Source organism: Caldisphaera sp., from assembly GCF_023256325.1.
Classification (GTDB): Archaea; Thermoproteota; Thermoprotei_A; order Sulfolobales; family Acidilobaceae; genus Caldisphaera.
Genome location: NZ_JAGDXI010000015.1, coordinates 39,140 through 65,538, shown reverse-complemented (window position 1 = coordinate 65,538; position 26,399 = coordinate 39,140). Strand labels below are relative to the sequence as shown.

27 protein-coding genes, 3 tRNA genes and 2 pseudogenes are annotated in these 26,399 nt (G+C 31.3%); 16 read left to right on the top strand and 16 right to left on the bottom strand.

From position 1 onward, the window contains the following. Positions 1-969 (top strand): MBL fold metallo-hydrolase, encoded by a 969-nt coding sequence (locus Q0C16_RS02200; RefSeq protein ID WP_292319405.1) that lies wholly within the window; start codon positions 1-3, stop codon positions 967-969. 174 nt (positions 970-1,143) lie between these two features. Here the strand turns inward: Q0C16_RS02200 and Q0C16_RS02195 are convergent, their stop codons facing one another. The 4 genes from Q0C16_RS02195 to Q0C16_RS02180 all read right to left on the bottom strand — a co-directional run bounded on the left by Q0C16_RS02195 (position 1,144) and on the right by Q0C16_RS02180 (position 3,280). Then, on the bottom strand, positions 1,144-1,581 hold the full coding sequence (locus tag Q0C16_RS02195) for an RNA-binding domain-containing protein (protein ID WP_292319404.1): 438 nt from the start codon (positions 1,579-1,581) through the stop codon (positions 1,144-1,146). Beyond that, positions 1,535-2,131: an AAA family ATPase gene (locus Q0C16_RS02190; RefSeq protein WP_292319403.1), complete on the bottom strand. Its 597-nt coding sequence runs from the start codon at positions 2,129-2,131 to the stop codon at positions 1,535-1,537. Before Q0C16_RS02190 ends, Q0C16_RS02195 begins: the two co-directional genes overlap by 47 nt. Positions 2,132-2,199: 68 nt before the next feature. Further along, positions 2,200-2,682, bottom strand: a complete 483-nt coding sequence (locus Q0C16_RS02185) for an adenosine-specific kinase (protein WP_292319402.1) — start codon at positions 2,680-2,682, stop codon at positions 2,200-2,202. A 61-nt stretch (positions 2,683-2,743) separates the two neighbouring features. Beyond that, complete coding sequence (locus Q0C16_RS02180; RefSeq protein ID WP_292319401.1) at positions 2,744-3,280, bottom strand: nicotinamide-nucleotide adenylyltransferase; 537 nt, start codon at positions 3,278-3,280, stop codon at positions 2,744-2,746. A 59-nt stretch (positions 3,281-3,339) separates the two neighbouring features. On the opposite strand from Q0C16_RS02180, the gene Q0C16_RS02175 reads away from it, so the two are divergent. The 8 genes and pseudogenes from Q0C16_RS02175 to Q0C16_RS02140 all read left to right on the top strand — a co-directional run bounded on the left by Q0C16_RS02175 (position 3,340) and on the right by Q0C16_RS02140 (position 8,973). Next, positions 3,340-4,329, top strand: coding sequence for an RsmB/NOP family class I SAM-dependent RNA methyltransferase (locus Q0C16_RS02175; RefSeq protein WP_292319400.1), 990 nt, complete (start codon positions 3,340-3,342; stop codon positions 4,327-4,329). Then, positions 4,302-4,820 (top strand): hypothetical protein, encoded by a 519-nt coding sequence (locus tag Q0C16_RS02170; protein WP_292319399.1) that lies wholly within the window; start codon positions 4,302-4,304, stop codon positions 4,818-4,820. Before Q0C16_RS02175 ends, Q0C16_RS02170 begins: the two co-directional genes overlap by 28 nt. A gap of 3 nt (positions 4,821-4,823) precedes the next feature. After that, positions 4,824-5,570, top strand: coding sequence for a peptidylprolyl isomerase (locus tag Q0C16_RS02165; RefSeq protein ID WP_292319398.1), 747 nt, complete (start codon positions 4,824-4,826; stop codon positions 5,568-5,570). A gap of 76 nt (positions 5,571-5,646) precedes the next feature. After that, on the top strand, positions 5,647-6,381 hold the full coding sequence (locus Q0C16_RS02160) for a metallophosphoesterase (RefSeq protein ID WP_292319443.1): 735 nt from the start codon (positions 5,647-5,649) through the stop codon (positions 6,379-6,381). Positions 6,382-6,527: 146 nt separating this feature from the next. Continuing rightward, positions 6,528-6,602: transfer RNA gene (locus tag Q0C16_RS02155), tRNA-Glu, on the top strand. Between the two features lie 67 nt (positions 6,603-6,669). Further along, positions 6,670-6,788: pseudogene (locus tag Q0C16_RS02150) on the top strand (helix-turn-helix domain-containing protein); the annotation flags it as partial. Positions 6,789-6,899: 111 nt separating this feature from the next. Continuing rightward, complete coding sequence (locus Q0C16_RS02145) at positions 6,900-7,781, top strand: ATP-dependent Clp protease proteolytic subunit (RefSeq protein WP_292319397.1); 882 nt, start codon at positions 6,900-6,902, stop codon at positions 7,779-7,781. A 571-nt stretch (positions 7,782-8,352) separates the two neighbouring features. Next, complete coding sequence (locus Q0C16_RS02140) at positions 8,353-8,973, top strand: 2,3-bisphosphoglycerate-dependent phosphoglycerate mutase (RefSeq protein ID WP_292319396.1); 621 nt, start codon at positions 8,353-8,355, stop codon at positions 8,971-8,973. Here the strand turns inward: Q0C16_RS02140 and Q0C16_RS02135 are convergent, their stop codons facing one another. Together Q0C16_RS02135 and Q0C16_RS02130 are read right to left on the bottom strand one after the other, a co-directional pair. Further along, a complete protein-coding gene (locus Q0C16_RS02135) occupies positions 8,974-9,366 on the bottom strand; it encodes a DUF302 domain-containing protein (protein WP_292319395.1) in 393 nt (130 codons plus the stop codon). Between the two features lie 33 nt (positions 9,367-9,399). Then, positions 9,400-10,410: an RsmD family RNA methyltransferase gene (locus Q0C16_RS02130; RefSeq protein WP_292319394.1), complete on the bottom strand. Its 1,011-nt coding sequence runs from the start codon at positions 10,408-10,410 to the stop codon at positions 9,400-9,402. A gap of 78 nt (positions 10,411-10,488) precedes the next feature. Here Q0C16_RS02130 and Q0C16_RS02125 point away from each other — a divergent pair. The 3 genes and pseudogenes from Q0C16_RS02125 to Q0C16_RS07970 all read left to right on the top strand — a co-directional run. Then, positions 10,489-10,582: transfer RNA gene (locus Q0C16_RS02125), tRNA-Thr, on the top strand. A gap of 188 nt (positions 10,583-10,770) precedes the next feature. Further along, on the top strand, positions 10,771-12,474 hold the full coding sequence (locus Q0C16_RS02120) for a hypothetical protein (protein ID WP_292319393.1): 1,704 nt from the start codon (positions 10,771-10,773) through the stop codon (positions 12,472-12,474). Between the two features lie 345 nt (positions 12,475-12,819). Beyond that, a pseudogene (locus Q0C16_RS07970) lies at positions 12,820-13,029 on the top strand (RNA-guided endonuclease TnpB family protein); the annotation flags it as partial. Positions 13,030-13,076: 47 nt separating this feature from the next. On the opposite strand, the gene Q0C16_RS02115 reads toward Q0C16_RS07970, so the two are convergent. The 3 genes from Q0C16_RS02115 to Q0C16_RS02105 form a co-directional block, all read right to left on the bottom strand. After that, on the bottom strand, positions 13,077-13,457 hold the full coding sequence (locus tag Q0C16_RS02115; RefSeq protein WP_292319392.1) for a hypothetical protein: 381 nt from the start codon (positions 13,455-13,457) through the stop codon (positions 13,077-13,079). Next, complete coding sequence (locus tag Q0C16_RS02110) at positions 13,417-15,252, bottom strand: ATP-dependent DNA ligase (protein WP_292319391.1); 1,836 nt, start codon at positions 15,250-15,252, stop codon at positions 13,417-13,419. The genes Q0C16_RS02115 and Q0C16_RS02110 overlap by 41 nt, the downstream gene beginning before the upstream one ends. An 87-nt stretch (positions 15,253-15,339) precedes the next feature. Next, complete coding sequence (locus tag Q0C16_RS02105) at positions 15,340-16,659, bottom strand: MFS transporter (RefSeq protein WP_292319390.1); 1,320 nt, start codon at positions 16,657-16,659, stop codon at positions 15,340-15,342. A 217-nt stretch (positions 16,660-16,876) separates the two neighbouring features. Between Q0C16_RS02105 and Q0C16_RS02100 the strand changes: the two genes are divergently transcribed. Then, positions 16,877-17,287, top strand: coding sequence for a secondary thiamine-phosphate synthase enzyme YjbQ (locus Q0C16_RS02100; RefSeq protein ID WP_292319389.1), 411 nt, complete (start codon positions 16,877-16,879; stop codon positions 17,285-17,287). Further along, positions 17,268-19,115: an ATP-dependent DNA helicase gene (locus tag Q0C16_RS02095; protein WP_292319388.1), complete on the top strand. Its 1,848-nt coding sequence runs from the start codon at positions 17,268-17,270 to the stop codon at positions 19,113-19,115. The genes Q0C16_RS02100 and Q0C16_RS02095 overlap by 20 nt, the downstream gene beginning before the upstream one ends. Here the strand turns inward: Q0C16_RS02095 and Q0C16_RS02090 are convergent. From Q0C16_RS02090 to Q0C16_RS02080, 3 genes are all read right to left on the bottom strand, one after another. Then, complete coding sequence (locus Q0C16_RS02090) at positions 19,105-19,704, bottom strand: metallophosphoesterase family protein (protein ID WP_292319387.1); 600 nt, start codon at positions 19,702-19,704, stop codon at positions 19,105-19,107. The genes Q0C16_RS02095 and Q0C16_RS02090 overlap by 11 nt on opposite strands. A 73-nt stretch (positions 19,705-19,777) precedes the next feature. Beyond that, positions 19,778-20,914 carry a DUF763 domain-containing protein gene (locus Q0C16_RS02085; RefSeq protein ID WP_292319386.1) on the bottom strand — a complete coding sequence of 379 codons (1,137 nt, stop codon included), beginning with the start codon at positions 20,912-20,914 and terminating at the stop codon, positions 19,778-19,780. Positions 20,915-21,002: 88 nt separating this feature from the next. Next, a tRNA-Ile gene (locus Q0C16_RS02080) sits at positions 21,003-21,076 on the bottom strand. Positions 21,077-21,214: 138 nt separating this feature from the next. Here Q0C16_RS02080 and Q0C16_RS02075 point away from each other — a divergent pair. Then, the gene (locus Q0C16_RS02075; RefSeq protein ID WP_292319385.1) at positions 21,215-22,453 is read left to right on the top strand and encodes an MgtC/SapB family protein; all 1,239 of its coding nucleotides are present in this window, start codon (positions 21,215-21,217) and stop codon (positions 22,451-22,453) included. Here the strand turns inward: Q0C16_RS02075 and Q0C16_RS02070 are convergent, their stop codons facing one another. From Q0C16_RS02070 to Q0C16_RS02060, 3 genes are all read right to left on the bottom strand, one after another. Then, a complete protein-coding gene (locus Q0C16_RS02070; protein ID WP_292319384.1) occupies positions 22,454-23,272 on the bottom strand; it encodes an ABC transporter permease in 819 nt (272 codons plus the stop codon). Continuing rightward, positions 23,260-24,216: an ABC transporter ATP-binding protein gene (locus Q0C16_RS02065; protein ID WP_292319383.1), complete on the bottom strand. Its 957-nt coding sequence runs from the start codon at positions 24,214-24,216 to the stop codon at positions 23,260-23,262. The genes Q0C16_RS02070 and Q0C16_RS02065 overlap by 13 nt, the downstream gene beginning before the upstream one ends. Positions 24,217-24,306: 90 nt before the next feature. Beyond that, positions 24,307-24,927 (bottom strand): hypothetical protein, encoded by a 621-nt coding sequence (locus Q0C16_RS02060; RefSeq protein ID WP_292319382.1) that lies wholly within the window; start codon positions 24,925-24,927, stop codon positions 24,307-24,309. Positions 24,928-25,043: 116 nt separating this feature from the next. On the opposite strand from Q0C16_RS02060, the gene Q0C16_RS02055 reads away from it, so the two are divergent. Next, positions 25,044-25,217: a 50S ribosomal protein L40e gene (locus Q0C16_RS02055; RefSeq protein ID WP_292319381.1), complete on the top strand. Its 174-nt coding sequence runs from the start codon at positions 25,044-25,046 to the stop codon at positions 25,215-25,217. Positions 25,218-25,242: 25 nt separating this feature from the next. On the opposite strand, the gene Q0C16_RS02050 is transcribed toward Q0C16_RS02055, so the two are convergent. Continuing rightward, positions 25,243-26,373, bottom strand: a complete 1,131-nt coding sequence (locus Q0C16_RS02050; RefSeq protein WP_292319380.1) for a DUF1464 family protein — start codon at positions 26,371-26,373, stop codon at positions 25,243-25,245. Between the last annotated feature and the right edge of the window lie 26 nt (positions 26,374-26,399).

Sequence of the window (26,399 nt, the reverse complement as noted above, 5' to 3'; positions counted from 1 at the left end):
TTGCCTATCATATTTAATAGAAGTAAATATGAGAATTTAACTCCTAAATTAAAGGAGGCTAGAACCATGTCAAGGTGGATTGAACTTACAACTCTAGGTACAGGTGGGGCATACCCAGGTGAAAATAGATTTACTGCATCCTATGCAATAAGGGATTGGCTAGGCAATATAATACTTTTAGATGTTGGAGAAGGAACCCAACATAGGTTAAGACAGGCTGATATACCTTTAACTAGAATAAACACCATAGCAATAACTCATGGTCATGGAGACCATATTAATGGATTGCCTGGTCTTCTTCAATCTATGTATTTAAATACAAGAAATATACCATTAAACATCATCGCGCCAAAAGATGTAATAAAGTTTATTAAAGATGCCCTTGAAGTTGAGGGAAATCATCTAGGCTTTAATATAAATCTTTATGAAATAAGTGCTAATGGCATGCTAGAGATTTTTAACCAAAAAGGAGACAGACTAAACATATATTGGTATCCATCATGTCATTCTAGGGAATCTTACTGTTATACTTTGGAATGGAATTTAAGGCCAAGAATAAATATCGAAGAAATGAAAAAACAAGGCATTTATCCAGGACCCGATATAGAGAAGTACTTTGAATTAGAAGATAATCGAATGTTAATTAGGATTAATCCTTTTAAAATAAGCTATACAGGGGATACTAAGCCCTGCGATAATATAGTTTCTTGTGTAAAAGAATCTAATGTAATAATTCACGAGTCTACTTTTTCTGATGATCATCAAAGCGAAGCAGAAAAGTTTTATCACAGCACAGGGAGAGGAGCTGCATTATCAGCAAAAAAATCTAAGGCATCTTTATTGATATTAACTCATATAAGCTCTAGATATGAGGGATTTGAAGCTATTGAAATTGAAAAACAGGCAAAGGAGGAATTTAAAAATACTATATTAACATGGGATTTAGCTAAATATAGGTTTGTTCTATAATTTTAATTCTTTAGATATTCCCAACAATGTATTATAAATATTAGAAGATTGTATTTCGCTTAACCTTCTTTAAATAAAAATTGTTTTAGTAGTTATAAATATTTTTTTATTATAGTTATACTATTATAAAACTTATAATTAATGAACCTGAGTTAGGAATTCTCATCTATTTTATTATTCAGGTATATCTCTTTCCCATAAAGGCCTTCCTCTAACTGTTTGAGGAGATAACCAATCTATAACTGCATTGATATTATCAGATTCGATTGTTATTTTTATTGGTCCTAATGGGGATTCTTCATCCCATGAAATTAAACTAATTTTTCCCTGATATAATGCTTGTTTGTGTAAAAGAATTTGTAAAACATTGCCTCTTATTCTTTTTAAAAAATAAGATCTAGCTGCATCTAATATAGCTTGCTTTCTTAGCAGGTCATGAAACTTTCTTAAAGAATCATAAGAATCTGAAAAACACCTTATAACTTTATATTCTCCTTGATCTATTATTTCCATATCTTTATATGTAAATACGTTGTTTATTGCCTTAATTACCTTTTCTTCATCTTCAGTAGGCCTCAGCTCCGCCTCTACAATAATTCTCCCATTCTTCATTTTCTATGACCTCTACTACTTTGTTTATTTTATCTTCTAACTCTTTTAAACTACCTTCATTTATTATTATAAAATCCGATACAGCTATAACATTACCTATACCATATTCTAAATTTTTTTTATCTCTAAAAGAAAATTCTTCCCATGATATATCTTTTCCCTCTCTTTTCCTGTTTTTTAATCTGTTAAACCTAGTCAAGGGCGAGGCATGTATAGAAACAAGGCAAATATCTAAATTATTTTTTATTTTCAATTCTTTCAATTCTTCTATAGCTCTTATACCATCGATTACTATGAATTTATCTTTTTTATTTTCAATCCTTTTTAAAAGTAGTTTAGCAATTGCATTCCTTCCATATTCTTGCCTTAGTTGTGTTGCTAGATTTTCAATATTTTCAATTGTTAATTCTATGCCTCTACGCCTAGCTTCGTCTCTTACTATATCGCCCATAATAAATAGTTCAGCATTAAGTTTTTCCGCAATCTTTTCTGCTACAACACTTTTTCCGCTTCCAGGCATTCCAGTTATAGCAATTGCTAATCTTTTCATTTTTTGTACCCAATTAATGTTCTAAGTAAAGTAATAAGATTCTAGATTTTATCGTTTTCAGTAATAATTTAAAGCTTGTAACCAAACCTTCTAAGCAATTCTTTTCTTTCTTTTTTATCCTCTTCTTTTTCTACTCCTAGAGGCTTGAACCCATCTGAAAATCCCAAAACTAATCTACTTTCACCCATATCAGCAATCGCTATTTTAACTGGATTTGAAGTTGCTACATAAATTGACGTAACTTCTTGAACTGATTTTATTGCGTTTAATACATTTATTGGCCATGAGTCTTTTAGATATATAACGAAGACATGACCTGAGGAAATTATGTTGCAGGTTTCTATTGCCTGTTTTGTTAAATCTTTATCATTACCTTCATATCTTATTAATCTTTTTCCTGAAGCTTCACAAAAAGCTATTCCAAATTTCGCTGATGGGCAGCTTGTAACCATGGTTTCATAGAGATCTTCAACTGTTTTTATAAAATGGCTTCTGCCTATTATTACGTTTGTTCCCTCAGGAACAGGTATGTCTAAAACTTGAAATTCCATAACTTTTCACCAAAATATTATAAAAATACTGGACTTAAATTTTTATTCTTTTTTGTTTATTTCAATCTCCTCTTGATAGTGACTTTAACCTTTCTATAAAATTATATTTTTCTAAGATCTCATAAAGATAATCTGGAATACATTTTCTCCAATCATCGTTGCCTTCAATTATACTATTTCTTATATTAGTTCCACTACATAAATTTCTGTTAAACATCGGTTGCATGATTGCTTTAAGGCCCATATCTTTGAATAAGTTCAAAACTAAAGAATTTCCTGAAACAACGCCATCGAACTCAGGCAATAACATTTTAAGATATTGAACCCATACTTTGTTCATCTCTATATCCATTATAGGTACAATGTAAATTCTTTGGCAATAGTCATAGCCAAATTCTCTTGCTAATACGCTTTTTATGATTTCAATTCTTTCTCCTGCAGTTAAAGGATTTTTTATTGTATAGCTTTCTTGAGCTGAGCCTACAACTATTATTAGCTCTTTAGAAAGGTTTAATGCATATTCTATAGCCTTTATATGCCCTATGTGTAATGGTTGGAATCTACCTGGAAATATTAACCTATTGTAATTTTCTTGCACTAAATATCCCCACAATATAAAAAAACTCTCAAGACTATAAGCATTAATTGGGTATTAATTTGAACGAATCTGAAAAAGAAAATAAAATATTTAGTTATGAAATTAGTAATGAAGCTAAATCTCTTGCGGAGAAATACGGTTATTCTGATTATATAGTAGAGAGATATATAAAATTATTGGGAGAAGAAGTTATAGATCTTTTAGAATTTAACGAAATACCTATGCCTCAAACTATAAGATGTAACGATTTCCTAGTTTCATGTGATGAACTAGAAAAGAGGTTAAAAAACAAAGGAATTAAAATACAAAAAATACCTTTTTTACCTCACGGATATGAGATAATAGAATCTCCTTATAATGTTGGTGCTACACATGAGTATTTGATGGGCTATTACTACTTGCAAGATCCTGGCTCTATGCTTGTTGTTTATTTAATGAACCCTTTAAAAAATTCTTTTATAATAGATATGGCTTCTGCTCCTGGTGGAAAAGCAAGTCAAATACTGCAATTAACAAAAGATAGCGTTAAGTTAGTTTCTGTAGAATTAAAAAAAGCGAGAATAAAGGCTTTAAGGTCTAATTTGCAAAGGATGGGTTTTTCAAGCTACATAATTTTAGAAACAGATGCAAGAAAACTCTCTTTAAAAAATTCTGATATGATTTTGCTCGATTCTCCTTCATCAGGGGAAGGGATAATTAGGAAGGATCCTAAAAGGAAAAGTAGCAGACCAAGAAGTGATATGAGAAAAATACATTTATTACAATATCAGCTTTTGAACAAAGCAATAGATATAGTTAAGCCTGGTGGAGAAATAACGTATGCTGCATGTAGCACTGCTATAGAGGAAGGGGAATTTGTTATCGATAGAGTTTTAAATAAAAGGAATGTCGATACTATAAAAGTTGATTCACCTATTGGTGACAAAGCTTATGAAGAATTTAATGGTATCGTGTTTGATGATAGAGTAAAGAATTGCATTAGACTATGGCCTCATAAGCATGGAACTGAGGGGTTCTTTATATGCAAGCTGAGAAAGGAGGAAAATTAGTAAACTTGTCAAAATCAGATTTAAAAGCATTAGAAAATTTTGTTTCCCAGCTAGGAATAAATATTTCAAGTATAGCAACAAATCTAAAAAAGTTGGAAATAGAAAATGGGAAATATAATGATATATTCGATATACCAATTCAATTAGAAATAATAGTTAACAGCCTAGAATCAATTTATACAACAGGCTTTTATTTAGGGTATATAAAAAATAATAAATTCTATCCAGGATTAACATTATTAAGAAGGATTTCAAGGCTGTGTAATGAGATAAATTGCATAAAATTAAATAAAAAAGGCGAAAAGCAATTCCTATATGGAAAAATAGTTAAAAATAACATTATATCATTTAAGGAAGGTTTGCGTGTGATTTTAAATGAGAACGATGAACCTATAGGATGGGGTATAGGTAAAGTTATTAATCGGAAAAAAGAAATTAAAATAGTCGAGCCAGTAAAAGATTTGGGCTGGTATTTAAGAAGAGGTGGATGAATATTGGTATTTAATGATGGAGATTTCGTGCTAATAAACTATACAATTAAGGTAAAGAACGGTGATACATATTTAGTTCAAGAGACAACTTATGAAGACGTAGCAAAGCAATCAGGTATATTTGATGCTAATAAAAAATATGGTCCATATTTAATAGTTATAGGGAAAAGCCAGCTGATAGAAGCTGTTAATGAAACAATAAAAGAAATGGAGATAGGAGAGAAGAAGGAAATTAAGGCTGAACCTTCAAAGGCCTATGGGGAAAGAAGAGATGATTTGGTATTAAGAATACCCGTAAAGCAATTAAAAAGGTACAACATACCATTGAGAATAGGCCAACAAGTTGAAATTGGAGGAAGAGTTGGTGTAATAGAAAGGATTGCAGAAAGATTCGCTTATATAGACTTTAACCATCCATTAGCAGGTAGGGAACTTTTAATAGATTTGGAGGTAGTAAAGAAAATAGATGATTTTACTGATAAGGTAAAATATTTAGTTGAAAGGTGGCTTGGTATACCAAACAACAAGGTTGAGATAAGCGGAGACCAGAATACAATAAATATAAATCTGCCATCAGAAACTTTGGCAATTAATGATTTAGAATCAAAAATGCAGTTGTTAACAAAGGACTTATATCAATACATAAAGCCAAAAGAAGTTAACTTAAACATAAAAGTTGAATTTAAAGAAGAAAAAGAAGAGAAAAAAGAAGAGGAAGTAAAAGAAGAAGCCAAAACCTCTACTCAATAAATAAGCTATTAACCTAAAATTATAATAAATATTTGGACCGATGAGGGCCGATGGGCAGTCTGATAGGTGGTGAAATATTGCAGTACCGAGGTCCAATAATTTACCTGTAATATATGCAGCTTCTGATATACATTATCCGCATTATTTTGATTTGTTTAAAAAATCATTGAATAATATATCAGAGGAACCGTGTTTATTCTTGCTTGCAGGAGATATAATAGATAAGGGAAAAATTGATGGGGCAAAGCCTGTTTTTGAATCTATTTTTAATAAATTTCCTAACTCTAAAATAGTTGCAACATTTGGAAACGATGAATGGAACGAGTTATGGGATAAGTTAAAGGAGGAGTACTCTAATATAGATTGGATTGTTGATGATTACAAGATCTATTCATGCAATAATATTTCAATTTCTGTAATAGGAACACCAGGCGCTTTAGATAAACCTACAAGATGGCAAATTAAAAACATCCCTAATATACAAGAGATTTATAATAATAGGATTACAAAAATTAGGGAATTATTAATTAAAGCTAAAAAAATTTCTCAAAAAACAATATTGTTATCTCATTATGCCCTTTCTAAGCTTACTTTAAAGGGAGAAAATCCATATTCCTATGGGGAATTATACAGCTCAAAGATGGAGAAAATAATAGTTGAAACAAGACCTGATGTTGCAATACATGGTCATGCTCATAGAGGTACAGCGTATGCTTTACTGCAAAACATACCAATATATAATGTTGCAATTCCATTAGTTAAAAGTATAACAAAAATAATATTCATTAAAAATCTAGAAGGATTTTTATAGATTTTTCATAAATATTTGTGTTTTGAGGGTTACTATTGTTTAAATAATATAAAACTACAGTAGTTATAATAAAAATTAAAATTTTCTCATTGAGTTTAGAATAGAAAGATTTTAGAACCTTTTCTCATTACTCTTTTTGGATGGACGCCGCGGTAGTATAGCCCGGCCCAGTATGCGGGCCTTTCGAGCCCGTGACCCGGGTTCAAATCCCGGCCGCGGCATCCGCCGTTGATAACAGTTTCCAATAAGCTTTGGAGCTTATATATCTTGAATATAATATTTATCATGATGCTAAGACCTAAGGAAGTTTGCCATCGCTTGGGTATATCTTATCGCACACTGCAAGAATATGCTAAAAAAGGTTTTACATTAAATCAGTAATTTTACAGAGCGGAAAATGCAGGTTTAATTGTGTTTGTTAAACGTTAAAATAAAGTATAATTATTTATTTTATAAAATTACTTTATGGTAAAATTTATAAATAACCTATTACTATATTATATTGGAGGACAAAAATTATGGTGTCATTAAGTATTTTAACTTATATATTGGGTTATCTTTTTTGGATCCTGCTCTTTGTATCTATGTTAACACCTTGGTTATCTATGAAAAGCTTAGAACAGGCAAGACTAAGGCTTATATCATTGATTGAAAATAAATACAAGCATAGAGTCATAACTATGATACACAGGCAAGAAAAAATTGGGTTGCTGGGCATACCGATTTATAGGTATATAGATATAGAAGATTCTGAAGCAATAATAAGGGCTATAAGATCTACACCGCCAAATATGCCAATAATGCTTATCTTGCATACTCCAGGTGGTTTGGTTTTAGCTGCTTCTCAAATAGCAAGATCACTTAAAATGCATCCTGGAAAAAAGGTGGTAGTGGTACCGCATTATGCAATGTCTGGTGGTACATTAATTGCTTTGGCCGCTGATGAGATAATAATGGATCCTAATGCCATACTGGGACCTCTTGACCCTCAATTAGGTGTTTCAAATGGAGTCTATTTACCAGCTCCATCAATTTTGAAAGCAGTAGAAACTAAAGGTAAGGATAAGGTTGAAGATCAAACTTTAATACTTGCCGATATGGCAGAGAAAGCTATTAATCAGGTTAAAGGGCTAGTTGTTGAGTTAATAAAAGATAAAGTTGGTGAAGAAAAAGCAAAGTTTATAGCAGATAGATTAGTTAGCGGTTATTATACTCATGATTATCCAATAACTGTTGAGCAAATAAGAGAAATGGGCCTTAAAGTATCAACAGAAGTTCCCTTAGAAGTTTATAATTTAATGACGCTTTATCCACAGGCAAGAACGAATAGGCCTGGTATTGAATACTTGCCATATCCTTCAGTTCCCAGGTCGGCAAGAGAGCAAAGAGATCAATCATAATTACAAATAACATAATTTATGTGCAAATTCAATTTAAGATAAGCTAGAGGTTTGGAATACTATTTTTTCGCTAAAATACGAAATTTTATATGACGAATAGATAGTTGTGCTAATAGTGTTGAATCACTGATTTTTGTTAAGTATTTGTTATAGCTAAAAATTATCGTAGATGTAATTAAGAAAGTGTTTTGTCAAAATACCATTACATGTTAGAAGAGCCTTTATGGGAGCATTGTTTTGTTATGTAGCTTGGTGGGATATTAATATTGTCAAAACAACTACATTAAACAAATAATTAAAGATATAGTCAAATTATAGCTAAAAATTCTTATGCTATGGATATAATTTAAAACTTATCATTAAAAGGATTTATTAAATTTTATTATACAAATTTATATAATCATAAAATAATTTAGTAGGTGCCCACTCTTTTAATTTGTGGATTAAGGCAATTCCTTATTGTATAAGGAAATTGTAATAATCAATACATAAAAAGATTGCAAGTTTGATTTATGAATAATACTAAAAAAGGATAATAAGTTAAAAGAGATAAAAAATATGGGTGAACAAAATGCCTATATTGTGTTTGCTAAGGCATGGCGAATCATTATGGAATAAAGAAAATAGATTTACAGGATGGGTTGATGTTCCATTAACAGATAAGGGCAGGGAAGAAGCAATTAGAGCGGGACTTCTTTTAAAAAATTATAGGTTTGATGTCGCTTATACAAGTAAATTAGAAAGGGCCATAGAAACTTTAGACTTAGTTTTGCTTACGCTGGGTTATAAAATTCCAGTTATTAAAGATGAACATTTAAATGAAAGGCATTATGGAGATTTGCAAGGTTTAAATAAAGAGGAAACAGCTAGGATATATGGAGACGATCAAGTAAAATTATGGAGAAGAAGCTATAAAGTAAGACCTCCTAATGGAGAGAGCTTAGAGGATACACAAAAAAGAACGGTACCATTTTTTAAAAACACAATAATGTTAGATTTAAGGAATGGTAAAAATGTTTTAGTTGTTGCTCATGGTAATAGTTTAAGATCAATAGTCATGTATCTTGAAAATATATCCGAAGATGACATACCTCACCTAGAAATACCAACGGGTTTACCCATAATATACGATGTTTATTGGGATGATAAAAGTTATAAATTGATAATAAAGTCTAAGAATGTTTTAAAATAGTTAATGTTCTATTCCTAATTCTTTTAGAATTTCTATTACATTGTTATCAATGTTTTTTGCTATGGCTAAACTTTCATTGTTTAATTTAAAATCCTTTAATATGTCATATATGGTATAATAAGTTATAAGTAATTCTTTGTTTTCATTCTCCCATATTAAGAGCTTTAAAGGTAAAATAACACCAATCCTCATATCTTGATTCATTAATAGGGTGCCATTCCTAGGATTTCCAAAAATATATAGTATTGATCTATTTATTTTCATTCCAACGCTGCTAGCATTTTTCGTGTGATCTATAATGGCAAAAATCTTCATACCCTTTTTTATTATAATACTTTCAAGTTTAATTTTTAATTCATTAAATTCATATTTTGATTTATATGTTAATATCAATATACCACCAAAATTATTAATTTTTTAAAGAATTTAAACTTTTCTAATAATAACTATTTCTCTGTTTAATCCATTATGGACAAACATATCATGGATTCCAACTATTTTATATCCTAAATCCTTTGCGATTATATATGGTTTTTCACTTGAAGGACCAGCATAAACTAAGTATGAATTTCTCTTAAGTATTCTTAAGCTTTCTTCTAGGAATAATTTTGTTAAATTGTAATATCCTCTCTTCTTTGTTGATGTAGCTCTACCGTAAGGAGGATCTGTTGCTATGGAATCAATACTCTCATCTTTTAAAGGCATTTTTGAGGCATCATGTCTTGCAACTAGAAAAGATTTGCAGCATTTAATGCTTTTCATATTCATTATGGAACCATTAACCATGTTTGCATCTAAATCCATGCATATTGAATGAGAAGCATTTAATGAGCATGCCTCTAATGCTAAACTGCCTGTTCCACAAAATGGGTCTAAAAATATGGAATTACTAAGTCTTGATAAATTAACCATAACTCTCGATAACTGTTGATCTATTTGTCCAGGTCTGCTGAAAACTCTGTTTTCAATTCTGCTCTTATATGAATTATCCTGACTTGAAATGAGTAAACCAACTAAGATTATACCTTCTGTGATTATTATTCTAACAACATTATTCGATCTGGGATTTGCATTAATTCCTATTTTATCAAGTGCTCTAGAAAGATTTATTTCTAAATCTGGGATGTTTACATCAAAAGATAACCCCCTATATCTATATCCTTTAACTCTAGCCTCTTTTATTTCGAATTCCTTTAATTTCTTTGCTATGTCATAATAATCGATATTATTGATATCGTACAAATCTATTAAATAACCAATTTCTTTAATATACCCCGATCTATTAACAATGTTTGTATCTAGTGAGCCTTCCATTATGGAAACGCCATCAAAATTGTAGACAATTTTTGCATTAGAAGTTATTTCTATTAATGACTCAAGTTCAGCCAATGGAAGTGTCGGATGAATTCCTGAGAGCAATGCGTAGTATTTTCCCAACTTTAACACCTTTTAACTTTAAACTCTTCTTCTCCACAGAAAAAAACTATAAACCCTAATTATATAAGAAATTGTGGTGCCGCCGTAGCTCAGACCGGTAGATCCCTGCGTGGGAACCGATAGCGCTGGCCTTGTAAGCCAGTGGTCGCGGGTTCAAGTCCCGCCGGCGGCTTCATTTATAGTGGAAGTTATATTTTACATTTAAAGGAAAACTGGTCTAGCATAATTACTTCTTTAATTTAACATATCAGATAATGGGTAACAGAGAACTTAAGTTAAACACTGCATAATGTATTTTGGTTTCATCTATCTATATATAAATTCGGAATGAAATAAATTATTATAGAAAGGTGAAGTATTTTGGCCAATGTAAAGACCGTAAAGTTTTTAGCGCCCTTATTTCTAATAATACTGATTACCATTATTGTGCTTACTAATATTTCTTATAGGAAAGTTACTCAAGAAGTAGTTAGTCAAGGAAAAAGCAATAGTACAATACTAGTGAGTAATATATCGGCTAACAGTAGCTTACCTGTATATGTGGTGGGATCTCAACAGTTGCTAAAATCCATTAATAATGCTTTTAGCAGCGTTGGTCTTAGTCCTCCTGTTATGAGTATATCTATTCAGCAGTTGCAGCAAACACCTAACGATAGTATCATTATAGTTGACTGGAATTATGTAAACTCAAGCATTGTTAAAAGTGATCCAAGCAATATCATTATATTAAACCTTTCAAGCTTCACTGTAAATGAACTCAGCATGCTTATAAGAAGAGGAGACTTGGTAACAATTTTTGCAAATGCTACATATAGTAAAGTTGCGGAATTTTTATTGGGTTATGCTTGGGCTAAGGCTTCTAATGAAGTTGCTATGATTGACTTTCCTGACTCAAATCCTTATTTTTTCAGCATACCTCTTGTACCTTTAAATTCCCAAGAGGCAGTACTTTTTGTTGCTAAGTGGGTAAGACCTGGGGGGTTTATAATAGGACCGGTTTATCTATCTCAATTCCCAGAGTTCTATATAAATCTTTTACTTGGCCTAGGACAACAAGGTAATGCTGGAATATCAGGCAATGATCCCTTGGATCCATGTTATGCGGCATATGAGAACTTTACATCAGGTAATAGTCCCACAGCAACTGCAACAAAAGAAAACTATACATTCTTTTGGGCGGCCCCAGAGTTTGGTTCTACCTTTCCACAATATGGAATCCCAGGATATAGTGATGGTAATGGAACATTTTATTGGGACACATGTATCGAAGTTCCTCATGGTATATATACGAGCTTGAGCGTTTCTTCGATGGTTATAAATAATGTGATAGGGTATGAAAGCTATTTAGAAAGTCCTACAATGTATAATAATAACGGAAGGGAAGAACGGCAGACTAGTGCTATTGACTACTATTATGGCTATCAGATGTATGAGAAAGGAAACAATAACGCCTTTATAATAGAACCTGGTGGCAACCTATATGGTACAAGCTGGTTCCCAGCACCTACGTCAGAGATCTCTGGTTATAGTATATCAATAGCCCTTGGATCAAGCCTTCCAACAGTAAATGTAGGAATAACGGTACCAATTGGTTCTGAGTATATAGGTGGTTCAGCCAATCCAATGAAAACAATTAATGTAGGCGGAACAATGGTTTATATAGACAACATTACTTGGGTTTTTAATTTTGAAGGCTCTAGTGTTTCCGGTAAGGCCTTTAGCAACGAATTCTTAGATAATACTCCTCCGACTATAATTCTTCCTAACTTTTCACCTACTAGCTATTCAATAAAAAATTACTCTGTTACATTTAATGTTGACTTCTCTAATTATGCATTGACTTGTTATATACCAAGAGCACGCACCACTCCTCTTTTCACATACGAGTCTATATGGACTAACGTCAACTGGTACCTAGTTATTGTACCGCAATCGTCCAGCCTGGCAAACTTTACAGGTGTTACAGGTCTGTTTCTGTCTTCACAATGGCCAAATTCATATGTCTCAGGAGTATCTTCAGGTAGTAATTATCCGGACTGGAATTACTCTAGTTGCACGGGATAGGACTCCTGATAATAAAATTTTGTTTCTATTAAGTTTAATGTCTTTATTGTTAATATGCTGTCTTAAAAGATAAGAGTCTTGGAGATCTTGAGCCTTTTTTCTTTAATAGTAAAGGGTTATTGTTTGTTCCTATGCTTTCGAAACTTTAAGATTATTTTAGTGTACTATATTCACGCTCTCTTAATTTTTATGAAAACTATATGGACGTTTACTTTCCTATAATCAGATCTTTTGACAAAAAACGACAAGCCTCCCCCTTCCAGGGGCAAAATAAAAATTGTAAATTCTAAAACGTTTTAAAGTATAGAAAAATGTGTCCCCATAGGGGGATGCTTGATAAGGGCTCTACATATCCCCGAGTCCCTAGAATCTAGGAGTAGATGGTTCTCCGTGGTGAGGGATAGGGGTAATGGGCTGAAGACCTAGCCATTGGTCTACCGTTAAACGAGTAGAGCGATGTGGGTGTTAAATCTACCAACTAGCTATGAAGTGATGAAAATGAAGGCGGTAAACCACAAACCCATGATCCGCTCTGAGGGAACCCTCGCCCTTTAGGGCAGGGAGAGGTCAGTTCAATCAAAACCCCTTTTTAACTCTCAATACTAATTCGCTCTCAAGTTTTGCAATGAATTGTTTTTATTAATGTACTTCCTAAATGGTATCCTTTTTATGTAACCGCATTTAACACATCTAATGGTTAAGTAGTGCATTTTTCCTTGGGATTTAATTCTTACGCTTGATGTAATGCCAGGCACTAATGTTACATGGCAATTTTTACAGATACTTCTCTTGATATTTAAAGGTATTTTGACTTTGTTTTTTAAAGATATTCTAAAAATTAATTCATTTAATTCTCTAGCATAATCAATATTTCCTTTGATAGTTTCCTGGCTTGATATGTTGTACAAAATTTCTATTCTTTCATGTACAAGTTCCTCAAGTTTAGCTTTCTTGGATCCCTTCTTTAACTTGCTTTTCTTCAATTTTCTTCAACTGCCTATTGTACATTTCTATTAATTCCTGTTCTGTTGTAGCATCCTCAGGACCTTTATCTTCTCTCCAATTTAAAAATCTTGGGAATCTAATAGATAATCCAGCGCCTTCTTTTAATTTATTATAGCAGCATGTATGCAATGGAGATAACGTAAGTTCTGCTCCAATTATTTCCGCAACTTTTACTGGTTCAAACCAAAGATCTGGTTCTATACTAGAATCAACCCTTGGATGCTTATGATCAATTATATAAGGCTTAAACAAATCATACATCTTGTTTAGATCATCATCAGTATAACCGCTCCCTACTTTACAAACTGTTCTAAAAACATCTTTATCTGGATCATAGGCTGCGAAAAGTAGTGTGCCAATCTTTCCTCCTCTTCTTCCTCTACCGTAAAATCCTCCTACAGCAACCAGATCAACAGTATCCGTCATTTCGCTCTTGTAATCTCTCTTCAGTTTTATCCAAAGCCAACCCCTAACTCCAGCTCTATAGATGCTTTCATCATGAACGGCCTTTACCATAACACCTTCAGCACCTTCTGATATGGCAGTTAAAAAGAAGTTCCATAAGGTTTTTGAATCACTAGCCTCAATATATTTTGCTATGTTGACTTTTTCATTTTCTTCAACAACACTTTCTAAAGCTTTTCTTCTATATGGTAAAACTCTTTTGGTTAGGTCTTCATCTTCGTTAAGCAAAGCATCGAATAAAAACGTCTTAACAGGGATCTCTTCAACCATTTTCTGTATATCATATTTTCTTCTTCTGTGCATTAATTCCTGGAATGTTCTTAGCTCTCCAGTATCGGGATCATAAGCAACAATTTCACCTTCTAATATGGCTTTATTAGCCTTTACGCTTTTTTTAATAGCTTCTACAACATCAGGATACATGTCAGTTATATCCTCAAGTCTCCTAGAAAAAATTTTTACCTTATCTCCATCCTTATGAAATTGGCCTCTTTCTCCATCATACTTATATTCAACAAAGGCTTTTCCATTAACCTTTTGCAATATTTCTTCTGGGTCGCTTAATCTCTCAGCTAGCATAGGTCTTATAGGTGTTCCTATTTCAGGCTTTAGCTCTTTAATTGAATCAATCCCTTGTTTTGCAATTATTGTTGCTATTTCGCCTAGATCAGCTCTTAGATTATAGGCTCTTTCCACTACATCTCTATATGAATTGCTACCCCCATAAGAAATTGAAAGAGCATCTAAGATTGTTGCATCACCTACACCTAATCTTAATCTGCCTTCTAAGAATCTCACAATATATCTTGCCTCAATTGGTTGGGCATCCTTTAATAATCCAGCTATAAGCCTAAGCTTTAAATCCCTACTGCCTTCTCCTTGAGAATAAGCAATTTTTAAAAAAGTATCAAAAACCCTGCTAACCGTTAAGTAGTTTTGTTCGCCTCCAATATATGCTATAAGACTGCCTTTCTTTTGCTTTCCTTGAGAAAAATTTTCTGCTAGTTTTCCTAAATCGCCTACGGTATTATATAATTTGTTAATTTCTTGTTCAGATTTTCCAAAAGCTAAAGATAATGCCTGGACTATGAGTTTTTCTCCTATACCAAGTTCTGGTATATCTTTCCAATCAGGACCAAGCCTACCTTGGATTAAATATACTACCTTTCCAATAACTTCAGGTGGAGAATCCTTTATTAAATTAACAAGTAGTTGAGTTAATGCTATTCTTGATGTTATTTTTTCCATGTTATCAAAAGTTTCTGCCACCTTACTAAAAGGAAGATCTTTTTGAACTTGTTTGCTCATATTTATCCCCTTTTATTATTATGTAATTCTATGCCTATAAACTGAAATACTGCAAAAAGAATTTTTTATAATTCAGAATCTAAATTATTAAATTTCACCAGATGCTATAGATATGCTAACTCCCTTGCCAGTTTCTATACCGAAAATATGCCATATAATTGCAGCAACAGCTCCAATACCCCATATTATTACTGCTATCATAAGAAATTCTGAAAGAGCATTTGGAGAACTTGGATTTGGAATTAAATAAATTAGGGGAATATATGCACCAATAGATACTGCTCTTGCTAATGCTGTTAGTTTCCCTCTATGTTCTGTGGGCCAAAGTTCTCCTTTTAATGTGTCTTCAGTCATATAGTCTATTTGAACGAACGCATAAAAAGCAATCAATAAAAACCAGAAAATTATTAAATTTTTACTCCAAATGTTTAATGTTAATGCTATTATTAACATAAGTAAAGCTACTGCGACGCTTGATATAGTTAAAAACATTTTTCTACTGTATTTGTCTCCAGTTAAACCAAGAAAACCTGCGGCAAAGCCTGCAACTCCAGCTATTAAGACTATATAAGGGAAAAGAGAAGGGAAGAATAAAGGTGCTAAAGTATAAGCCATAAATCCGTAACCTACTGCATTCGAAAAAGCAATTAATGTTACTATAACTTCTTTAAACCATAATGGAAGTTTTTTATCTGATTTATTGTTATCTTCAATTTTAGGATCTTTAGGATCAATATTTGTTACGGAGGCATTGACCAAAATTTTTTGACTTTCTTTAATAGCATCATCTTTTTTACCAACTTTTTCTAGCCATCTAACCGATTCTGGCATCTTCATTCTAAGAAAAATTAACACGATAAGAGCCAATAAAACAGCTGTACCTGCCATAAGTCTTCCAAAAAATATTGTTGTAGATATGCTTATGAAACTTACAGCAGCTGTAATTACACTTGCTAATGCTACAAAGTCCATTAGCATCATCATGGCTTTGCTTCTATGCTTTCTTGGGAAAATTTCGTGGGCCATAGTCATAATGTTGTTCATTTCAGATCCAGCAGCTGCTAATAATAATGCGAGAGATATTAAGACTAAAGCATAGTTAACGCTTAAAGTTAATAATATACCTCCAATTGCATACATGGCCATAGAATAAATAAACGTCTTTTTTCTACCCACTTTATCTGATATATATCCCCCGATAGAAATTCCTATAACAAGCCATAAATATGGCCATGAAAACAGTAATTTTTCTAAATAGAGAGGAACCTGATACCAATAAGAGGCAATAAATGCAAGTGAAAAAATGTATCCCTCAAGCAATAAACCGACAGCAAACGCTGCAAATGTTATTGTATGAGTTTTAGTCCAAGGTATTTCCTCTATCAGCTTCGACCTATTCTCAACCATTAAGAATTTCACCAATAGATTTTTCATTATTTTAATATATAAATTTAACTATTAGATTCATTAACTAATTTATATAATAATGAAAAAGATTATATTTAAATTTAGTTTTAATAGAATTTATTTTTGATAAAAAAATTAATTCTGGACAAGCTATAGAAAGGAATTTATGAAGCTAAAAATAATAGATTTCCCTATAATTAATAGTAGGGAGAAGATTTTGAAAATTGAAGTAAAAGAAGTAGAAATAAAAACCAATGATAGAATAGAAATCATAGATATAACTGATAGAATAGAAAATATTGTCAAGGAAAGTAGTTATAGTAAAGGAATTTTATTGCTATACGTTGAACACACGACATCTGCTATAACCATAAATGAATATGAACCAAATTTAGTTGATGATTTAAAGAAAATAATAATCGATATATTCAAGCCTGGAGGAAATTGGCATCATAACGAAATAGACAACAACGCTCACGCTCATCTTGCTTCTAGTTTCATAGGAAACTCTAGAGTATTATTTATAGATTCAAATAGAATTGTTTTGGGTACATGGCAGAGGATATTATTTATAGAGCTTGATGGGCCTAGAAAGAGGATGATAAAAATTGTCTACATGGGAGAATAAGGGCTTTCCTTATGATGAACTGAGACCAGGTCAAAAAGAAATTTCTGATTTAGTAAAAGATGCTGTAGAGAAGAATAGCATAGCTATAATAAATGCGCCTACAGGTTTTGGTAAAACAGCAGCAGTTATAAAAGGAATCATTGAAAGTAAAGCAGAAAAGGTGTTATGGTTAGTAAGAACTGTAAATGAAATAGACTCTATAATAAGAGAGTTGAAAAGGTTTAATTTAGATTATTCATTTTTATTTAGTGCAAAAAGAACTTGTCCCTTATTTAAAAATCAAAATGACAATACTATTTCTTCAGAAGATTTCTGGGAAAACTGCAGGCTTGCAAGAATAAAGGGCTTATGTAATTATTATACAAAAAGTATTGAAATAGATAACAAGGAGATTTGGGAAGTAATTGAAAAAATGGAAACATTTAGTAGTATTGAACAAGCAAATGCTATATCAAATAAAATAAAATCGTGCCCATTTTTTTCATTAGCTGAGTTATCAAAAGATACTAGATTTATAATAGCAACATATCCATACTACTTTAAAGATGAAATATTTGAAAGAGTTTTAGATTTTTTAGATTTAGAAAAATCTGTTGTTGTCGTTGATGAAGCTCATAGTCTTATGAATGCCCATAGCATATTGGAAACAAGCATAACTTTAAGAGATATAGAGCAATCGCTAAGTGAAATTAAGGAATACGGATATTCAAATACAGAAATAGAAAAGATAATATCTAATCTATATAATACAGCTAAGGACTTGAAACCAAAATTAGACAATGCAGTAAGAAGAGTTGAAAAGGAAAAGTTTAATGAGTCTTTGAATTATATAGACATAATTTCAGATGTAGCGGAAGAAATAAGAGATAAAAAATTTCAAAAATTTTATAATTTAAATTATAGTATAAAGGTTTATTTAACTCATTTGCTCTCATGGCTATTGAGCCTTAAAAATGATTATTCTTATTTATTTGTATCAACAGAAGATAATATTTATAGATTGATATCAACTCCTCTTGACCCTTCTGAAGTAGTTAATAAGCCATTGCAGAAAGTAAAATCTGCAATTTTGATAAGTGGTACTATACCTCCAGGGGATTTTGTTGGTGAAATGTTAAACATTAATAAAGAAAGAGTATTTTTTGATGCTGAAATAATGCTAGGCATTAAAGGTAGAATAGGGAAAAGCTTAACTATAGTATCAGGAGATGTCTCTACTCTGTATAAAACTAGAGGAGAAAGCATGTATAAGAGGATTTCATATTACTTAAACCAAATAGGTAAACTAGAAGGTATAAAACTATTTGTCTATCCGAGCTATGAATTGATGGATAAAATAAGTAAGGGGTTAAGCGATCAATTTAATTATATAAATGAAGGTAAAAATACATCGTTAGAAGAAGTAATAGATCAGGCTTCGAAAAATGATGGACTCATAATTAATGCAGTTGCTGGAGGCAAGATAACTGAAGGAATAGAAATTACTAATAATGGAAGAAGCAAAATAAAGGTGGTGACTATAATAGGAATTCCATATCCTCAAAGAGATGCCTATTTAACAGCACATGAAGAAATTCTATCTAAAAGGCTTGGACTAAGTAAAACTAAATATTACTTATATAAGGTTGCTGCATACGTTAGAATAAAACAGGCTTTAGGAAGGGCAATAAGATTTCCAGATGATAAAGGAGTCTACTTTTTGCTTGATTATAGGTATTTATATGGAGAGATAAAGAAACTATTAAGATTAAAATACAATAAGGTAACTAAAAATATTGATGAGTTTAATGAGGTTATGCCAGAAGTAGTTAATTTTCTTAAAGATTAGCTATATTTTTAATTTTTGCAATAACATTTTGATTTAAAATTATTTCAGCATAACTTCCTAAATACAAAGGTCCAGGATTTATATAAGTTGTTTTGTTTATTTCTTTAATGCCCTGACTTTCATGTATATGGCCGAAAAGGTGTAGCTTAGGTTTTATAAATTCAGATAATTCTTTTAATTCTTTTAATCCTGCCCTTATTTTAAAATAGGTCATATCTAGTATTCCATAAGGTGGATTATGAGAAATAAGTATATCAATTTTATAATTTGATTTTGTCAGCTCATTTCTTAAAGATGTAATATTAGTCCTTGGGTCTATACCTCCTATGCCTGCAATAGTTATATTATTAATTCTTTTAATTTTTCCATCTAATAATATACCATTTTTTGATAGAAGTTTCATTATAGAAACGTCATCCATGTTCCCCGATACTGCGAAGGTGTTGTTAGCGTTTGAAAATAATTCAGCACTTTCTAAGCATTCAAAATCTCCTGAAGAAATAAGTATATCATAATTTAGTTTTATTATTTTGTTTAGCATTTCGTTGTTGCAATGTATATCGCTGATATGAATTATATTTATTTGCAATTTTTACCCCTTTATAATTATAATTATTGATAATAAAAAATTTATTTGCAAGTAGAAACAATTAATAATAAAGTTATTCAAATCTAACTCTTTTTATAAAGCTGCTCAACCTTTGCATTGCCATTTTTCTTACATTATTATTTATTTTTGCTTCTTCTAATGCATTTCTTAAAAATTCTATCGCTTCTTTGGCTGTTTTTGCATCAAATGGATATGGAATGCCATCTTTACCACCAATTGCGAATGAGTAACTGAATGGATCCAAAGTTAAGTTAACAGGATCTTTATGAGATACTGGGACAGAATATATTACATCAGATATTAAAGATAACGCTCTAACCAATTGTGGTCCAATTTTAGGTGTTAATGCTAACTCGATATCATTAATTGGGGGATTTTTTGCAATTTCATTAACTGCTTCCAGTAATTTTTTTGAGGGGATAATTGGATAATAATATTTGTTTATTTCGATTCTTTTCATTTGTTGTTCTTCCATAAAATAATCTAAAGATTTTTTGCCTAAGAGATTATTTGCTTGTATTAAATTGTTTCTAAATTTTTCTCCTCCTTCTGATAATAAATCAATAAATAACTTCCTGGCATTTCTGCTTTTTTCTGATGTTACGTCAACTATATTTTCGGTTTTAATTCCCGTAATTCCACTATTAGGTGCTTCTAAGGAAAATTTATCTACATGATATCTTCTAGCCATCAGATTTTCTTTATTCATACCTTGCTGAATGACCAATATATTTTTGTTGTTAGTTGATATTATTACTGAATGAATATAAATTTCATATCCGTCTAACAAGAATGATGAATCTGCCCTAGCAGCAACTTTACTAAATTTTATTATGTTATTAGAGTCTAAATCAAATTTTTTTGAAAAATAATCGGCTTCTTCCCTAATGTTAAGCATATGCTTTCCTTTGCCTCCTAAGACTAGAAATCCCAAATCATTTATTTGCGAGATATTCTTTAGCAAAGATAATAAAACTGTAGTACTTCCACTGCTATCCCAATCCATACCTATCACATTATTGAAGGCCTGAAACCATAAAGGATCTGATAGGGCTTTAATAAAATTATCTGGACCTCTTTCATCTATTATAAACTTTGTTATTATATCTGTAAGATTTCTCATTATTTTTAGCATATATTTAGGCACATGTCCGTTATGCAATGGAAGATCAGCATAGTTGGCACACATTTATTATGCCACATATATTTGTATTGCGGTTAAAGATTAAAAGTGTTAAAAATTATTTATAATTAAAGTTATTTTAAAATTTAGTTAATGGGCCCGGGGGGATTCGAACCCCCGACTTCTCGGTTATCAGCCGAGCGCTCCACCAGGCTGAGCTACGGGCCCTCACTTTTCTTTATGCACTTTGGATTTATTAAGATATGTTTTTTATGGGAATAAAATATTAAAAAAATAGCAATAGTTAAAAGTTAAAAAGATTTTTAAAGCGATCTTTAACTTTTAATATGAAGAAAGGATGAAACTATGGTTAGTTTAAACTTAACAAATTTGCTGATGGCAATAGCTGTAGGAGGAATAGTAGGATTTATTAATGAATATAGAAAAATTTCTGGAGCTAGATTGTTTCTTGGTTTAAGAACAGCAATATTTATTTCTTTACTTGGTTATGTTTTTTCAGTTTTTAATTTATTGTTTCCAAAAGATGTTGTATTGATTAGTTCTATTATTACAATAACATCAATATCAACGGCTATATATATTGAAAAGGTAAAAGCAACTGGGTCACCTGGAGGTACAACGTTTGTAAGCATTTTTTTAGTATTCTTTTCAGGCATGTTAGAAGGAATGGGGTTTTACATATTGGGAGTTATAATATCGGTACTTGTTGCAACTTTAGGAATTTATAAGACTCAACTATTAGATGCCATATCTAAAATTAAGAAAGAAGAACTATTAGCTATATTGAACCTAATGGTCATATCATTAGTTATTTTACCTTTGCTGCCAAATAAAGGAATAGGTCCGTATGGATTATTTAATCCTTTCCAATTCTGGCTAATTGTAGTAGTAATTGGAATTATATTTGTTGTTCAATATTTAGTTTTAAAGATATACAAAAAAGGCTTAATTGCTTTTTCTATTATAGGAGGGCTAGTATCTAGCACTACTGTAACTATAAGTCTGATAGATTTGGGTAATAAGGAAAAAAACGTAGGAAAAGCAATAGCATATAATATAATATTGTCTAATATACCATTAGTTTTAGTACAAGTATTGGCTTTCTCATATTTTTCAACTTATTCAAATAGAATAATTTATTATCTTGCCCCTTCAGTCTTAGTCTTAGTCATAGTTTTATTAATAATAGGTTTAGTTGGATATAAGTATTTGGAGATAAGCAACATAAGCCCTCCAGAAACTCCTTTACCTATAGGAAAAGTAATAGAATTTGCATTAATGTTTTTTGCTATAATGATGATTTCAAAGTTTGTTGCTATAGTAGCATCTTATCTATTGCCTATAGCTATGTTTGCATCAGCATTTGCAAATGTAGCTAGCGTAGTTTTTTCAGTTTCATTGCTTTATTTACATGGAGAGATTAGTGCAAGGTATGCTGCATTTTTAATACAACTCTCATTAATTGCAGGAATTATAGAAAAGAGTTTTTTAGCATTTTTATCTAAAGATAAAAACACAAGATTCATGACATTAATTTTATCTTTAGTATTAGTAATAGCCTTATTATTCACAATGTTTTTATAGCTAATACTCGCTTAAAGTTCCATCTTTTCTAGCTATATCAAAACCTATCTTGTATATATAAGCTCCTAGTGGTAACAATAATATATCAAATATTAGAAGAACAATGAAGTAATATGACAATTGTGATAATGAGGCCCCATCTAGAAGTGCTAATCTTAAACCATTAAGAGCCGGAGTTAGCGGTATTGCATAGCTTAGCAATTTAATATATTTTGGCAAAACGCTAACAGGAAACACGGTACCGGACAATAATGTAGTAATAGTAGAAAAGAAGAACGAAATTGGATTGCCTTGTTTTGTTATCATGACTATACCTCCTGCCATCATTGAGAGGCCTAATGTGGAAATTAAAAGTTCAATAATTATAATAAAGGCTCCCAATATGTTTGCATTAATGAAAGAAACACCTAGTCCCATACCTACTAAAATTATTACAATTGCATTTATAGTATTTAAAACAAATCCCCATGCAGCCGAATAAAATAACATACCAAAAACACCTGTTGGAGATAGCATGTAATATTCTATAGTTCCAAAAAGTTGCTCATTTCTCATCCTACCGCTTATAGTTGTTATAACAGAAGATACATATCCTTGAAAGGCAAGCCCTATTACTACAAATGCAGTATAATTTGGCGTGTTAATTGATGATATAAACCTTTGACCTAATGAGGTACCGACAAAATAGTATGTAAAAACTGGGAGAACCCAGCTCAATACATTTAACACGACTTGAGTCTTATAGCTAATCCAAATTTTAAATCCTCTTAAATACACGAAAGAGTAAATCCTAGAAATAAAAGAACTTAGGCTTGCCATCTTCCCATCCTCATAGGCTTAACTCTATTTCCTTTATCTATTGGCGAACTGCCGATAATTGCTGCGTAAACATCTTCTAAAGTAGGCTCTGATTCTCCAATAATTTCTGAATTGCCATCAATTAAATTAATTAAAGTTTTTGGAACTCTTAAATATGCTCTATTTGCTCTAATTCCTACAACAAATCTTGATATATTTTCTGAAACTTGATCGACTGGTACAATTGCTTCAACTATTTTACCTAATTTATACTTGAGTTCTTGCGATGTGCCATTTAAGATGATCTTCCCATCTTTTATAAGGAAAATTATATCAGATAACTCCTCTACTTCTCCCATGTAATGGCTTGTTAATAGAATTGTCTTTTTAGATGAAATTGTTTTGATAAGTCTTCTAAACTCTCTAGCTGATATAGGATCTACGCCTAGCGTTGGTTCGTCTAATAATAAAATTGGCGGGTCATTTATTAGTGCTCTTGCTAGTGAAAGTCTTCTTTGCATTCCTAGGCTATATTTCATGTATGGATAATTGGCAAAATTTGAAAGGCCAACTAAATCTAGTAATTCTTTGCTTCTCGATTTAGCTTCTCTTAACGATAAACCATAAAGTGACGCAAAAAATACTAAATTTTCATATCCTGTTAATCTAAAATAAAAAGTCCTTTCACCTCCAGTTGCTAAGCCTATGGATGCTCTAACATTTTTTACGTCCTTAATTATATCATAACCATTTATATAGGCTGTTCCTCTTGTTGGTAGCATTAATGTTGATAAGATCTTTATCAATGTAGTCTTTCCTGCACCATTTGGCCCAACTAATGATGCAACAACTCCCTTTGGTATTTCTATATTAATATTATCTAATGCCTTAATTGTTAGTCCTTTGTTCTTAAACTCTCTGGTTAGATTTATTGTTGTAATTCCTTTAGCCAATAGGTTATTCATCTCCTGGCTATATATCTATTATCTAAATTTTTAAATATTTTTTAATAACTATCTATATAGAGAGAAAAAAAGAAAAATACTATGAAATAATTATGAAGGGGGTATAGATTGTTTAAGCAGATCAGCATGTTCTTGCGTTATATCAGTCTCAGCGTATTTGTTAATACTAGCCTTTCCATCTTCAGATATTGTTATTAAATGGAATGCAAACTTTCTTGAATTCGCGTCTGCAGTAAATACCCTAATTCCGGATACAGATTTTAAATAATCTCTTAGTTCATTGTTAGATAAAATTGTTGATAGCTGTTTTGTAGCAAGCCAGGTTCTTACATGAATTAATATGTTTCCTTTATATCCTTCTTCTTTTAATGCTTTTATAACATCTATAGTAATATTATTTACATCAACCATTTTTTGTTCTCCGCCAAAAGCTAAATAAATTGCATCTGGGTTCCATTCAACTATTTTTTTAATAACTTCTTTTACATTTTTATCATAATCAAATATTTTTATTTTGTTCTCCGCATAGCCATAGTTATCTAAATAAGAAACGCTCGCAGCAGAAGATATAGATTCACAAATCCTATCAGGATATGTAAGTATTGCAATTTTATTGAAGCCTTTGAAGAGGTATATTCCAACAAGCCTTCCAGTTAGACCTCTAAGATAAACTTCTTCGCCTAAAGAGAGTTTACCAGCAGTTGCAGACACTCTTTTCACCTAGAAATATTTTCTAGTTAGTAACATATAAATCTTTATATATAAAATGGTATAGAATAATAATTTATTTAAATCCCTTCCTCTAACAAAGATAGGAGGAGATAAAAATGCCTATAACAGATCCAGAGCTGATAAAGATAGTTGAAAAAAGAGTATTTGAGGTATCTATATGTAGAAAGTGCGGGGCACGAAATCCATTAGGAGCTAAGAAATGTAGAAGATGTAAAAGCACTGATTTGAGGCCAAAGAAGAAAGAATTAGCTAAATTTAAAGCTCAGTAAGCTAATATTAGATTAATTTTTGGAATTATTGTTTTGCAAAATAATCCATTATTTTGTTCCTTAAATCGTTTGGCAATATATGATCAAAAATTGATCCTTCAGATTCTTTGATATTCAACGTTTCAAATATATCCCTATAGATACCATTAGCTATCCCATTTGCTAATACAGCTGCTCCGGATGCTGCCTCTTTACTTATTTTACCTAAACCATTAAGTCTAACTACTTCTGCTTTTATTGAAAATCCTTTTAGGTAATTTTCTATATTTTCTTTAATATATGTATATATTGAATCATATCTAGTAAACCTACCGCTAATATATATTCTTTCTGGATTATTATTTGAAACCATCATAATGCTTAGATCTTTCAAAATTGATTCAACAAATAGCTTTAATGCTCTATTGCTTTTTTCATCTCTTAAATGTATATCATTTAGTCTTTCTATATTATCATACCCTAAATAATCAGATATTCCTCCTTGAAATAGCCTAAGTTTTGTGAAATAGGGTTCAGCACTAGCCATGGCGTATGCTAATTCTCCATCAATAGCGCCCATACCTTTATATCCGGGAAATCCACTTGTACCTCCAATCCCGTCAACAATTTTTCCATTTAAAACTGAAATAGCCGCTGTATAAGCATATCCTATTTCTATTAAAATTATGTTAGATTCTTTCGGATCATTTTTATAATAATCCTTTTCATTTCTTAAGGCTTCAGCAACGCTGAATAACTTATCTGATGTTCCTAAATCAATTTTATTAATTTTTCTAAATTCTGGTACACTTTTAAGGTGAATTACTCCAGGAATAAAATATGCAGGTAAATCGGATAATTTAAAGATTTTCATCAAATTTCTGAGTCCTACGATCTTTAATTTTCTCTGAAGATCATCACTATTTATAAATGTTGCTAATTCTATTTCTTTTTCTGAGGTTTCTTGGGCTTTTTTGAAAGGTATGCCATATCCGCTAGAAACAGCTATGGAATCTACATTACCAATCGACTTAATTATTTCTATGGGTTTTTCTGGATTATTTGTTATAACATCTCTTGGAATTGCTACATCTAGGAAAACTCTATTATCAAGATCATCAAAACCCAAAATATCCATACTCATTGTACCTGAATCAATACCTATTGCTCTTACCATGAGGTTTACCCCCTTATTTTTTATGT